Origin of the sequence: Candidatus Sphingomonas colombiensis, from assembly GCA_029202845.1 — a bacterium.
Lineage (GTDB): Bacteria > Pseudomonadota > Alphaproteobacteria > Sphingomonadales > Sphingomonadaceae > Sphingomonas > Sphingomonas colombiensis.
In genome coordinates this window covers 3,212,415-3,225,408 of the sequence record CP119315.1, presented here as the reverse complement: position 1 = coordinate 3,225,408, position 12,994 = coordinate 3,212,415, and the positions used below count along the sequence as shown (strand labels likewise).

General features: G+C 63.4%; 9 protein-coding genes and 1 pseudogene. 1 reads left to right on the top strand and 9 read right to left on the bottom strand.

What is annotated here, in order from left to right:
• Position 1: 1 nt before the first annotated feature.
• The 9 genes from P0Y64_15560 to P0Y64_15520 all read right to left on the bottom strand — a co-directional run bounded on the left by P0Y64_15560 (position 2) and on the right by P0Y64_15520 (position 10,543).
• Positions 2–2,179 carry an ATP-binding protein gene (locus tag P0Y64_15560; GenBank protein WEK42761.1) on the bottom strand — a complete coding sequence of 726 codons (2,178 nt, stop codon included), beginning with the start codon at positions 2,177–2,179 and terminating at the stop codon, positions 2–4.
• Between the two features lie 118 nt (positions 2,180–2,297).
• Positions 2,298–3,728: a nitrogen regulation protein NR(I) gene (gene ntrC / locus P0Y64_15555; GenBank protein ID WEK42760.1), complete on the bottom strand. Its 1,431-nt coding sequence runs from the start codon at positions 3,726–3,728 to the stop codon at positions 2,298–2,300.
• Entirely contained in the window at positions 3,725–4,798 is a 1,074-nt protein-coding gene (locus tag P0Y64_15550; GenBank protein WEK42759.1) for an ATP-binding protein, read from the bottom strand. The genes ntrC and P0Y64_15550 overlap by 4 nt, the downstream gene beginning before the upstream one ends.
• The gene (gene dusB / locus P0Y64_15545) at positions 4,798–5,796 is read right to left on the bottom strand and encodes a tRNA dihydrouridine synthase DusB (protein WEK42758.1); all 999 of its coding nucleotides are present in this window, start codon (positions 5,794–5,796) and stop codon (positions 4,798–4,800) included. Before dusB ends, P0Y64_15550 begins: the two co-directional genes overlap by 1 nt.
• 69 nt (positions 5,797–5,865) lie before the next feature.
• Positions 5,866–7,503: an inorganic phosphate transporter gene (locus tag P0Y64_15540; GenBank protein WEK42757.1), complete on the bottom strand. Its 1,638-nt coding sequence runs from the start codon at positions 7,501–7,503 to the stop codon at positions 5,866–5,868.
• A gap of 89 nt (positions 7,504–7,592) precedes the next feature.
• Positions 7,593–8,111 (bottom strand): GNAT family N-acetyltransferase, encoded by a 519-nt coding sequence (locus P0Y64_15535; GenBank protein WEK42756.1) that lies wholly within the window; start codon positions 8,109–8,111, stop codon positions 7,593–7,595.
• Between the two features lies 1 nt (position 8,112).
• On the bottom strand, positions 8,113–8,535 hold the full coding sequence (ndk, locus tag P0Y64_15530; GenBank protein ID WEK45079.1) for a nucleoside-diphosphate kinase: 423 nt from the start codon (positions 8,533–8,535) through the stop codon (positions 8,113–8,115).
• A gap of 81 nt (positions 8,536–8,616) precedes the next feature.
• Complete coding sequence (locus tag P0Y64_15525; GenBank protein ID WEK42755.1) at positions 8,617–9,057, bottom strand: DNA polymerase III subunit chi; 441 nt, start codon at positions 9,055–9,057, stop codon at positions 8,617–8,619.
• A 13-nt stretch (positions 9,058–9,070) separates the two neighbouring features.
• Positions 9,071–10,543 (bottom strand): leucyl aminopeptidase, encoded by a 1,473-nt coding sequence (locus P0Y64_15520; protein WEK42754.1) that lies wholly within the window; start codon positions 10,541–10,543, stop codon positions 9,071–9,073.
• Positions 10,544–10,686: 143 nt separating this feature from the next.
• Between P0Y64_15520 and lptD the strand changes: the two are divergent.
• Positions 10,687–12,944, top strand: a pseudogene (lptD, locus tag P0Y64_15515) (LPS assembly protein LptD).
• Positions 12,945–12,994: the final 50 nt, after the last annotated feature.

The window sequence follows — 12,994 nt, the reverse complement described above, 5'->3', positions numbered from 1 at the left end:
GTCAGATCATCCGATTTGGGGTTAGCGCCGTGATGCTTCCCACGTCGCCGTCAGTAACAAGATCGTCTCCGGCATGGAGGCCGGCGAGCGAAGCGGTATCGAACGACATGGTGACCAGCGCTCCTCCACCGTCGTGGTCAGAAAATGTAATAGTTCCAAAATGTTCCTCGACAATCTTCTTAACGATCGCGAGGCCTAGCCCGGTGCCCCGGGCGCGGGTGGTCATATAGGGTTCGACGATCCGGTCCCGCTCCACGGGCAATCCCACACCGGTATCTGCAACGGTGATCGTAACCCGCCCCGGCTTCTCGGTCAGAGTCATACGAACTTCGCCCGCATCATCACCCTTAGTTTCAATCGCTTCCACCGCATTTTTGACAATATTGGTAAGTGCCTGGCCGATCTGGCGTCGATCGCAAACCAGCGTCGGACCCGGCTCATCGTGCACCAGTTCGAAGCGCACGCCGCTATGCGCGACCTCGTGGAGGAACATCGTCTGCCGCGCGATATCAACGAGCGCCTCCGCACGGAACACTGGCTTCGGCATGCGCGCGAAGGAGGAGAATTCATCCACCATGCGGCGCAGGTCTCCGACCTGACGGACGATCGTGTCGGTCAGCCGCGCGAAGGTTGTGTCCCCCTCCTCCACCTTGCCGCCGTAACGGCGCTGGAGCCGCTCCGCAGCAAGTTGAATTGGGGTGAGCGGATTCTTGATCTCATGCGCAATCCGCCGCGCGACATCGGCCCAGGCAGCTCGACGCTGATCGAGCAACTGCTGGGTGATATCGTCGAACGTCAGGATCGGGCCGGTGCCGTCGCGGGCAATGCGCACCGCAAGCGTCCGCGGTTCGCCATTGACCGTGACCTGGACGATCGCCTCGCGCGCATTGCCGTCGAGAAGCGCGTCCAGTTCAGGCGAAACCGTCACGAGCGCTTTTCCAGCCGGCGATTGCGAGATACCGAGAAGTGTTTCAGCCGAGCTGTTGATAAGGCGAACAGTACGATCGCCCGCGATCGAGATCACCCCAGCCGACACCCCGGACATCACCGCTTCAATCAACGCGCGTCGACTGTCCAATTGTGCATTAGCGGTGACGAGCGCGGTGTTCTGTGCTTCCAATTGTTCGGTCATGCGATTGAAAGCGGTTGCCAGCGTGCCGACCTCATCCCGCGCGGTGGTATCCGGAACACGCGCCGAAAGATCGCCGCCTTCCACGCGTCGCGCCGCATCAACCAATTCACCAACCGGCCGCACCAACCGGTCCGCCACGGCCAGCGCAATCCAAACCGCGACCCCCACGATCAGCAGCGATAGCACCAGCAAAGCGACGTTGAAGCGTATCTGAAGCGTTCGCGCCTTCGCCAACAAGGCGTGGTAGTTGGCCAGCGCGGCTTCCGCGCGCTTGGTCTGCGTAGTCATCTGTTTCGGATCGGTTACGCGCGCGGCGTAGAGAAACATATCGGAGCCGGGCACCCGCGTCACGGTCTGGATGCGATCCCCCGTCACGGTCACCACACTGCGCTGTCCGCGCCGGAGTTCAGTCACGGCCTCCGCGGAAATCTGCCGCGCGAGATTCAGATCATAGGGATTGACGAACGCGAGTGTCTGCAATTCGCCATTCGGCGCGACCGCGAATAGAAACGCCTCGGACAGACTGCGGTAGTAGGTCTGCTGAAACAGGAAGGGGCGAAAGCGCGGATCGTCCAACGGGCGCCGGCGCAGCTCATCGGAGATATCCTGCGCCATCGTCACGGTGGCTTCTTCCCACCGCTGGAGGAATTGATTGTATGAAGCGCGGGTCAGCGTTGTCGCATTCTCGAACACGGCACGCGCGCGATCGGAATACCAAAATTGTACGCCATATTGGAACAGCAGCGACGCCGCGATCGTGACGAGCAGCATCGGCACTGCCGCGACGATCGAGAAAATCGCAACAAGCCGGACATGAAGCCGCCCCTCTCCACCGATCGGCGAGCGCCGTGCGCGGCGATTAGCGATCCGCCGACCGAGCAACATCATCAGCGCGATGCCCGGTACGAGGTTGGCTATCAGCAACAATGCGACGAGCGGCGGGGCGATCAACCCCTGTGGTCGTCCGGCATGCTCAATAACGAAATAGCTCGATACGCCGACGGTGATGGAGAGCGCCAGCACCGCGAACTCGATAACCGGCGTCACGACGAAGCGCCGTTTGGGCGCTGATTCGATCCTCGTGGGTGCCAATCCGGCGTTCATCGTCACCCTGCTACAACAAAGGTGTTGCAGCGAGAACACATAATCGACCGGTGACCTTACGTCAGCGATCAGTCGAACGCGTTGCCGGATCTATGCCCAACATATCGAGGCGCTTTCGCAACGTGTTGCGATTTAGTCCCATCGCCCGCGCCGCGCGCAACTGATTGCCACCGAACCGAGCGAGCATGGTTTCGATCAACGGTCGCTCCATTTCAGCGATCAACCGATCGTAAAGCGTCCCATCCTCCAACACATAGGGTTCGTTGCGCGCGAGTTGCTCGATATAAGCGCGCACCGCGACGTCGATCGCCGGATCGAGCATGGGCGTGGCGCCAGGTGCGCCGAGCATTTCGCGAATTTCACCGGCACTAATCCGGTCGTCGCGCGATAGCGCGGCCAGCCGGCGCATGAGATTTTCAAGCTCGCGCACATTGCCGGGCCAGTCATGCGCCTCAAGCATGTCGACGGCATCGTCGTCCAGCGTCTTGCGAGGCAGCCCAGCCCCCGCCGCACGATCGAGAAAGTGGCGCGCGAGAGCGCCAATATCCTGACGCCGCTCGCGCAAAGCTGGCAACACGACCGGTACGACATTTAGCCGATAATAGAGATCTTCGCGGAAAGCGCCTCGGGCCACCGCCTGATGCAGATCGCGATTGGTCGCGGCGACAATACGAACGTCGGCGCGGATCGTGCGTGAGCCGCCGACCGTGGTGAATTCACCTTGCTGCAGCACGCGCAACAGCCGCGTTTGCGCCTCGATCGGCATATCCCCGATTTCGTCGAGGAACAGCGTGCCCCCCGCCGCTTGTTCAAACCTGCCGGCGTTGCGCTGCGCCGCGCCGGTGAATGCCCCGCGCTCGTGCCCGAATAGCTCCGCTTCGATCAGTTCACGCGGGATCGCCGCCATATTGATCGCGACGAACGGCCCCTGCCGACGAGCGCCCAGATCGTGGATAGCGCGGGCTACCAGTTCCTTTCCCGTGCCGGACTCGCCGGAAACCAGCACGGTCAGATCGTTCGACACCAGCCGCGCGATCACGCGATACACTTCCTGCATCGCCGGCGAGCGCCCGATCAGCGGCAGCGCCTGATCCTCGTCCGTTTCCGGATGCGGCATGGCGGGGCCGCGCCGCGCGAGCGCCTTTGCGACGGTACGGCTCAACGTGTCGAGATCGAATGGCTTGGGAAGATAGTCGTAGGCGCCCGCCTCGTTCGCGCGAACGGCGGTGGTCAGCGTATTGCGCGCAGACAACACGATCACCGGCATACCCGGATGTTCGGCAACAAGGCGCGTCGCATTCTCGATCCCATCACCGTCGGGAAGCACGACGTCCGTGATCAGCACGTCCGGAGCACCGAGCTTCAACTCACGATCGAGGTCTGCCAGGCTGGCGGCGGTGCGAACGCGGTAACCCGCGCGACGCAACGCCTGTGCGACCACGGTGCGGACCGCATTGTCGTCGTCGACCAGCAACACCTCACTCGATGTCACGCCGTCGCCCTCGGAAGCAGAATTCGGAATACGGTCATGTGGGGCGTGCCTTCGCGCGAATATTGGATGATGCCGCCCATGTCGCGAATGAGCTTGTCGACAAGCGCCAGCCCAAGCCCTTTTCCTTCGGGGCGGCTCGAGACGAACGGGTCGAAGAGATGTTCCGCGATATCCTCCGGTGCGCCGGGGCCAGTGTCCATCACGCAAATCTCGATCGGCAGCGGAAGTCGCGGCCTACCCGGCCCCGGTGCAACCGCCATGCCATGCCGGTAAGACGTAGCCAAAATGATGCGCCGTTCTCCTCGCTCACCAAGCACTTCGGCAGCATTCTTAAGGAGGTTCAACAACACTTGAAGCAAAGCATCGCGGTTCGCCAGAGCAGGCGGCAGTGACGGATCGAAGCGTTCCTCAATCGTCACGCCACGCGCGAACCCGGCCAGCGCCACGCTGCGCGCATGGGCGAGGAGCGGATAGATATTCAACGGCTCCGGCACGAGCGGACGGGTGTCGGTGAAATCCTCCATGCGATCGATCAGCGCAGCGATGCGGTCGACCTCGTCGATCATAAGGCGCGTGAGTTCCTCCGCCGGCACGCCATCGGCGATGAGTTGGGCCGCACCACGAATGCTCGACAGCGGATTCTTGATTTCGTGCGCCAACATCGCCGCCGCCCCTACCGCGGATCGCGCTGCCGCCGCGCGATCCGCGGAATGGCCAAGGCGTCGCGTGGTCGCGGCATTGTGGAGCGTGATCGCCCGCCATCCGGGATGGTCGGCAAGCTCGACCTGTGCGAGATCGACACGGAGCCGCCCACTGCCGCGCGTTTCAATCTCGGTATCGAAGGACGCAAACCCCCTGCCCGCCTGGCCGCCAGCCTCCTCCGGCAGCGCCAGCACACCACGCAGCGGCCGACCGACCATCGCGCGTTCCGAGCGGTTGAGCAGCAATTCGCATTCCGCATTGGCGCGGACAACGCGATCTTCCGGGTCGATGAGCAGTACGGCGACCGGCAACGCCGCAAGCACTTCCGCCGGTTCCGGCGCATGCTCCGGACCGCGCGTTACTGGCATCAAGCCGCCGCGCGGCTACGCCACGGGGCGTAAAACTCGGCGAGCATCGCCTGCACCCGCTTCGCGTCCGGCTCTTGATTCACCTTGTTGCGAAACTCGGCCGATCCTTGCAGCCCTTTGGTGTACCAACCGATATGCTTACGGGCCATGTTGACACCCGTCATCGTGCCATAATGCGTAAGCATTGCGTCATAATGCTCTACGATTGCGAGATATTGTTCCTCGATCGACGGATCTTCAACGCGACGTCCGGTGGCGAGCCATTCCATCACCTGTGCCAGAAACCATGGGCGGCCATAAGCGCCGCGTCCGATCATCACGCCATCTGCGGTAGAAAGTTCGAGGGCGCGACTGGCGTCTTCGAGACTACATATGTCGCCATTGACGATAACGGGCACGGTTACGGTGTCTTTCACGGCGCGCACGAACCCCCAATCGGCACTCCCTTTGTACATCTGATTGCGGGTGCGCCCGTGGACGGTGATCATCTTGCAACCGAGATCCTCCGCGATCCGGGCAAGCTCAGGCGCGTTGAGGCTGTCGTGGCACCAGCCCATCCGCATCTTGAGCGTAACGGGCGCCTTCACCGCCTTCACCACCGCCTCGATGATCGCGGCCGCGAGCTTCAGATCGCGCATCAGCGCCGACCCGGCGTCGCCGTTCGTCACCTTGCGGACGGGGCAGCCCATGTTGATGTCGACGATCGCCGCGCCCTTGTCTTCCGCGAGCTTAGCCGCTTCGCCCATTTCATAGGGGGTGCAGCCGACAAGCTGCATCGACACCGGCTCTTCCGAAAGATGCCACGCGGCCTTCTGCAACGACTGGCGCGTCTCACGCAGCGCCGCCTGGCTGGCGATCATCTCGGTGACGTTGAGCCCTGAACCGTAACGGCGAACAAGCGTGCGGAATGGCTGGTCGGTCACGCCTGTCATCGGCGCGAGCACCACCGGATTGTCGATCCGCACCGGGCCGATCTGGATGGGAGCTAGAGTTCGCATGGCTGCCTGAAAAATGAGCAGTTAGGCGAAGCGGGCCGTGCTGACAAGGTACGACCCGATATCCGCCGCTCAGGCGCCGTGCAGACGTACCAGCGTAAGCAGCAACCAATATAGGCCGCCGGACAGCGCCATCGCCACCGGCAGCGTCAACAGCCACGCGGCGGCAAGCTGGATCAACGTCTTCTTCTGAAGGCCAAACCCACTCGCGACCGAGGCACCGGCCACGCCCGAGGAAAGGATATGCGTCGTCGACACGGGAAGGCCGAAGCGATCGGCGGCCAGGATCGTCCCTGCGGCGACCAGTTCGGCAGTCGCCCCCATGCCATAGGTCATATGCTGCTTGCCGATCTTCTCGCCCACCGTGACGACGATCCGCTTCCAGCCGATCATCGTGCCAAGCCCCAGCGCGATCGCCACCGCGATCTTCACCCATAACGGAATGAAACGCGTGCCCGACTCCAGCCGGCTCTGATAATCCTTCAACGTGGCGATTTCCGCCGGTTTGAAGCGCGTGTCTTCCTTTTTCGTGATCAGCCGCGTCGCATCGAGCACGAGATACATATCGTTACGGATGTTCGATGCCGCCTGTGCGGGGATGCGCGACAGCGCGCCATAGCTCGCAACCTGCCCGCTCAATTCGCGCGACACCTCGACGATCGCGCCATAAGCGCGCGGCGAGTTCGGATTGCGGGTTTCGAGCGCGTTCATCAAAATCGGGCGCGCGTCTTTCGAGGCGATCGCCATGGCGCCATGCGCACGCAGCGCATCTGAGGCGGCCTGCGCACTGACGACGAAGGTGCGCGTCTCGCTCGCCGGGAGTGTGCGGTTGAGCGCATAAGCGGTGGGCGCGCAGCCGATCAAAATCAGCATGATCAGCCCCATGCCCTTCTGCCCGTCGTTCGAGCCGTGGCTGAACGAGACAGCAGTGCAGGTGAAGACGAGCAACGCACGGACGCCGCGCGGTGGCGGAGCGTCCCCCTCCGGGGCTTTCTTGAACAGCTTAGGGCTACGCAGCACCGCGCGCATCACGAGCAACAGCAGGATCGATGCACCAAAGCCGATCAGCGGCGCCATCCACAGCCCGGTGAGCACTTTGGTGGCCTGGCTCCAGTCGACACCGGAGGTGCCCGCCCGGCCGGCGTTGATCAACTGATTGGCAAGCCCCACACCGAGCACGGAGCCGATCAGCGTATGGCTCGAACTGTTCGGCAACCCGACGTACCAGGTCGCGAGGTTCCACACGACGGCGGCCAGCAACAGCGCGAAGATCATCGCAAATCCCGCGCCGGAGCCGACGTGCAGGATCAGATCCACCGGCAATAGGGTGACGATCGAATAGGCGACCGCGCCGGACGACAGCATGACGCCAAGGAAATTGAAGAAGCCCGACCAGACCACGGCGAGATGCGCCGGCATGGAATTGGTGTAGATCACCGTGGCCACCGCATTGGCCGTATCGTGGAAGCCGTTCACGAACTCGAAGCCCAGCGCCACCACCAGCGCGAGACCGAGGAAAAGGAACACCCCCAGCGCCATCTCCTCGCCCACCTGGCGGATATCGAGGAAGATGCTGACGCCTGCGTAGATCAGGCCAAGTAACACCAGCGCGAAAAATGCCAACCGCGCGATCGGGTGCGGCGCACGATCGAATCTGCGCGACGACGGGAGGACGGGCGAATCAGCCGTCGCGACAACATTGCTTGCCATGATGACGGCATGCTTTCCGCAGGTTTGATGACGCTTTGATGACAATCAGCCCGCAAAAAACGTCGCAAGCTCTCAATGGGTTCCCGAAACTATAGCGCGCGGGCGAAAATCAGATCGTCATGCCAGGTCGATCCGACGAGGAAGCGACGCTCGCCGACCACGGTGAAGCCCTGTTTCGTGTAGAAACGCTGAGCACGGTGATTGCCGCCATAGACACCGAGCAGAATACGGCGGCGCCCGAGCGTGCGCGCATCCGCGAAAGCACGCTCCATCAGTGCCGGGCCGACGCCGGTGCCATGCGTGGGAATCAGCGTGTAGATGCGCCGCAACTCGATATCGCCCTCCTCCGCCGGTATCGGCAGATCAGGCGTGGTGAGCACGGCATAGCCCAATGGGGCGGCGCGAGGGCTGGTTTCGGCCAGGGTGACGACGCTGGCGGGATCGGCGATCAGCGCCGTGAAAGTCGCCGGATCGGATTTCGACGCGATATGCGCGACGATATCCGGCCCATCGAGGATGTCAGCGAACGCCTCAAGAAAGGTCGCGCCGGCAACCAGCGAACAGGCGGCCGCGTCGCCGGTTTCAGCGCGACGCAGCCGCCATTCCATATCAGCCGACGATTTCTTCGGGCTTGAAGAAATAGGCGATCTCGATCGCCGCATTCTCATCGGAATCGGAACCGTGGACGGTGTTCGCCTCGATCGACTCGGCCAGTTCCTTGCGGATCGTGCCCGGCTCGGCGTTTGCCGGGTTGGTGGCGCCCATGATGTCGCGGTTACGCTGCATGGCGTTCTCGCCTTCCAGCACCTGCACGACGACCGGGCCGGAGATCATGAACGAGACGAGATCGTTGAAAAACGGGCGTTCCTTGTGAACAGCGTAGAAGCCCTCGGCCTGCTCCTTGCTCATCTGGATGCGCTTGGAAGCGACGACGCGCAGGCCGGCTTCCTCCAGCATCTTGGTGACCGCGCCGGTCAGATTGCGGCGGGTGGCATCAGGCTTGATGATCGAAAAGGTACGGTTCGCGGCCATGACGGTCACGGGCTCCTTGCATGGATGATTGGCGGAAAACTGCGCGGCGCTCTAGTCGCGGTCGCTCAAAAGCGCAACGGGCTAGGCCACCTGCTCCCAGCGCCCGGCGTCGCTCTGCTTCCAATAACGCCGCTCGACGCCGTCATGCGCCTGAAGCCCGCGCCAGGCCGCGCGCGCCGCCTCGATCGATTCATCGTCGAAGAAATGGAACGCGCGCTCGAACGCCAGCGCTTCCTCACGCCACATGCCGTCAACCAGCGCGACGTGACGCGCGCCATTCGCGGGGTCGACTTCAGAAGCGATCAGCACCGGTTGCGCGGCATCGTCTCCAGCGCCGGCCTGAGCATGGGGCAGGAAACTGTCGGGCGTATAGCTCCACAGCAGCCGGTCGAGCGCGATGCGCTGCGGCTCGCTCGCGGCCACGATGAGCAGCCGATTGCCGGACGCCACCACCTTCTCGGCGATTTGCGGTAACGCCCGGTCAAGCGGCGTGGTCGTCAGGTGATAGAAATCGACCTGCATGACTTCTCCGGCATCAGCCCTCGAAATTGTCCGCGACGAAACGATCGAGCAATCGCACGCCATAGCCCGTCGCGCCCTTGCCCCAGGTCGGCCCATCCTTGTCGGCCCACACCATGCCGGCGATGTCGAGATGCGCCCATTTCACGCCGTCATCGACGAAACGCTGGAGGAATTGGGCTGCCGTGATCGATCCGGCGCCACGCGGGCCGACGTTCTTCATGTCGGCGATAGGGCTGTCGATCAGCTTGTTATACGCATCGCCGAGCGGGAAGCGCCACAATTGGTCTCCGCTCGCCTTGCCGGCGCCCAGCAGCTGGTCGGCGAGGGTGTCGTCGTTCGCGAACAGGCCGCCGAATTCACTGCCAAGGCTGATGATCATCGCGCCGGTCAGCGTCGCGAGATCCACGATCGTCTTCACCTTATGCGTTTTCTGCGCCCAGGTGATGCAGTCGCACAGCACCAGTCGCCCTTCGGCATCGGTGTTGATCACCTCGATCGTCTGGCCGGACATGGAGGTAACTACGTCGCCCGGACGCTGCGCATTGCCGTCGGGCATGTTCTCGACGAGGCCGCAAATGCCGATGACGTTGGCCTTCGCCTTGCGCAGCGCCAGCGTCTTCATCGCGCCCGCGACCGCGCCCGCGCCGCCCATGTCCCACTTCATGTCTTCCATGCCGGCGGCGGGCTTGATCGAGATGCCGCCGGTATCGAACGTGACGCCCTTGCCGATCAGCGCCAGCGCCGGATCGCCCGCCCCCGCACCGTTCCAGCGGATCGCGAGCAAACGGGGGGCGCGGCGCGACCCCTGCGACACGCCGAGCAACGAGCCCATGCCGAGCTTCTTCATCGCGGGCTCGTCGAGCACCTCGATCTCCAGCCCGAGGCCCTGGGTGTCGGCGATGACGCGCTCGACGAAGCTTTCGGGATAAAGGATATTGGCCGGTAGCGTGACGAGTGTACGGGTCAGCGCCAGCCCCTGCGTCACCGCGTCGCGTTCGCGCCACGCTTCCTCGCTGCCGTTCGGCGCACCGGCGATCGTTACCGTCGTGAGCGTCGCCTTCGATTTTTCCAGCAGGCGCGTGCGATATTCATCGAAACGCCAGCCGCGCTGAGCAGCGCCGGCTGCCAGCCGCGCGGCGGCAACCGCGCTGGCTTCGCTACCGGCGAGATCCACCGTCACGCCGGTGACGCCGGAGGTGATCAGTTTCGCCGTCAGCCCGCCGCCCGCACGCTCATAGGAAGCATCGTCGCCATCGCCCACACCGAGCAGCAGCACACGCGTAACTCCCTGCCCCTCGCCGACATAGGCTTCGGCGACTGTTCCGGGCTCGCCCTCAAAGCGCTGGCCCGTGGCCGCGGCAGCGAGCACCGCGCGAGCGGGGGCATCGACACCGGGCAACGCGAGCGCGGGCAAATCGCCTTTCTTCACGGCATAGGCGACGACATCGGCATCAGCGGCGCGTGACGGGGCGAAAACGATCTTCATCTCACATTCCTTATACCTTCATTTTGTCCCTGACCCTTCCCGCATCGGCTGGCAAGGCGTTGCAGGCGGCGCGCTGCGATGCGATAGGGCGAACGTCCGCCGCCATTCCGGCCGCGCAGACGAAGTTGCGGGAATTGCGCGCGTTGCGTTTCGACCTTCTGGCCTGTTGCGCTCTCCCGTTCGCCCTGGTGGCGGGCGCGGCCGAGGCGCAGGATCTGCAAGACCGCGCGATCGCGCCTCCTCCGCCGTCGGCGAACACGCCCCCCGGCCAGGACGATCTGATCCAGTTCAGCGCCAATGCGCTAGAATATGATTCTAACAACGATATCGTCACCGCGACCGGCGACGTACGCATGTTCCGGCAAGGACAACGCCTGCGCGCCGAACGTGTCGTGTGGAATCGCAAAAGCGGGCAGGTCGTCGCGAATGGCAATGTCGCGGTCACCAATCCCGAAGGCGATGTGGCTTATGGCGATTCGATCGATCTGACCGATTCGCTGCGCGATGGCGTGGTTCATAACATGCTGGTGGTGCTCGATCAGGGCGGCCGCCTCGCCGCCACCGAGGGCACCCGCCATGACGACGGCTCGATTTCGCTGAATCATGCCGCCTACACCGCGTGTTCGGTGACCGATTCAGACGGCTGCCCGAAAAACCCAAGCTGGAAGATCACCGCGGTCAAGGTGCTCTATCGTCCTGATCGCGAACGGGTTTACTACACCGGCGCGCGCGTTCACGTCTTCGGCTTCGCCAGCGTGCCGCTGCCGCGCTTCTCTCATCCGGTTGGTGACGGCAATGCGAGCGGCTTGCTCAGCCCGAATATACGTCTCGACGGGGTGAACGGGCTCGAAATCGTCACGCCTTACTATTTCGATCTGTCGCGCAATCGCTCGGTAACGATCACCCCGCACGTGTTCAGCGCCGTTCTGCCAATGATGCAGGCGAATTATCAGGCGCTGGAGTCCAATGGCGCGATCAGCGTCACCGGCTACATCACCGCGAGCCGACGCAGCGACGACATTTCCGCCGGGCCGGATGCACCCACCAGCATGGCGCTGCGCGGTTATCTGGATGGTGTCGGCCGCTTCCAGTTCGATGAGAACTGGAGTCTGTCCGGCTCGATGCGGCTCGTTACCGATCGCACCTTCCTGCGCCGCTACGACATTTCGAACGACGACCGGCTGCGCACGACGCTGGCGCTGGAGCGGGTCGATCGCGACAGCTATTTCTCGCTCGCCGGTTGGGCGGTGCAGACCATGCGTGTCGGCGACGTTCAGGGCCTCCAGCCCGTGGCGTTGCCCGAGTTTGATTATCGTCGGCGCATCAACGAGGGATGTGCTCGGCGGCACGGTGCAGTTTCAGGTCAACACGCTGGCGATCAGCCGGGCGGCTGGGTCAGGACACGCAACGCGCCTTTGCCTCGGTGCGCTGGGATCTTCGCCGCATAACCACGCTGGGGCCAGGAGGTGACGTTCACGGCATATGCTCGTGGCGACGCCTATAATGCCAGCGATACCGCTGCGACGCTGGTGCCGAGCTATCGCGGGCTGGAGCGGTTTCCATACGCGCGGGATCGCGGCGCTGGCGGTTGATGTCCGCTGGCCGCTGGTCGGGCCGCTGTTCGGCGGGACCCAGCGTTTCACGCCGCGTTTCCAGATCGTCGCCTCGCCGCAAGGTCGACAACCTCGATGTGCCCAACGAGGATGCGCGCGCGGTCGACCTGGAGGATTCGAACCTGTTCGCGCTCAACCGCTTCCCCGGCTACGACCGCTGGGAGGATTCGAGCCGCGCGACTTATGGCGCCGAATGGGCGCTGACGCTGCCGGGCTTCTCGCTCTCCACCATCATCGGCCAGAGCTATCGTCTGAGCGATCGCCCATCGATCCTGCCGCCGGGCACCGGGCTCAGCGGGCGCTTCTCCGATATCGTGGGCCGAACGGAGCTGCGCTTCCGCGATTTCGTGTCGATCATCCATCGCTATCGCGTGGACAAGGATAATTTCGCGGTGCGTCGCAATGAGATCGATGCGACGATCGGCTCGCGATCAAACTATTTAATGGTCGGCTATCTGCGCCTCAACCGCAACATCACCTCGATCGAGGATTTGCAGGATCAGGAGGAATTGCGCGTCGGTGGCGCGGATCAAGATTCTCGCGCTTCTGGTCGGCCTATGGGTCCACCGTCATCGACCTTTCGAACAGCGCGACGGTAACCACCCCTCCGCACGCTGGTGACGACCGGCGATGGGTTCAACCCCGTCCGCCATCGGTTGGGGATCACATATGAAGACGATTGCCTGACGATCGGTGCAACCTGGCGGCGCGACTATCAATCCACTGGCGACGCACGCGCCGGCAACAGCTATCTGTTGACGCTGGCGTTCAAGAACCTCGGGTTCTAGCATCCAAACGCCGCCACGGCGTTGTCCTGACTGAGTTTGGGCGCTAAGCC

Coding starts and splice junctions, on each gene's coding strand:
- P0Y64_15550 (WEK42759.1), bottom strand. CDS start 4,798: ATGCCAGTAACGCGCGGTCCGGAGCATGCGCCGGAACCGGCGGAAGTG.
- dusB (WEK42758.1), bottom strand. CDS start 5,796: ATGCGAACTCTAGCTCCCATCCAGATCGGCCCGGTGCGGATCGACAAT.
- P0Y64_15540 (WEK42757.1), bottom strand. CDS start 7,503: ATGGCAAGCAATGTTGTCGCGACGGCTGATTCGCCCGTCCTCCCGTCG.
- P0Y64_15535 (WEK42756.1), bottom strand. CDS start 8,111: ATGGAATGGCGGCTGCGTCGCGCTGAAACCGGCGACGCGGCCGCCTGT.
- ndk (WEK45079.1), bottom strand. CDS start 8,535: ATGGCCGCGAACCGTACCTTTTCGATCATCAAGCCTGATGCCACCCGC.
- P0Y64_15525 (WEK42755.1), bottom strand. CDS start 9,057: ATGCAGGTCGATTTCTATCACCTGACGACCACGCCGCTTGACCGGGCG.
- P0Y64_15520 (WEK42754.1), bottom strand. CDS start 10,543: ATGAAGATCGTTTTCGCCCCGTCACGCGCCGCTGATGCCGATGTCGTC.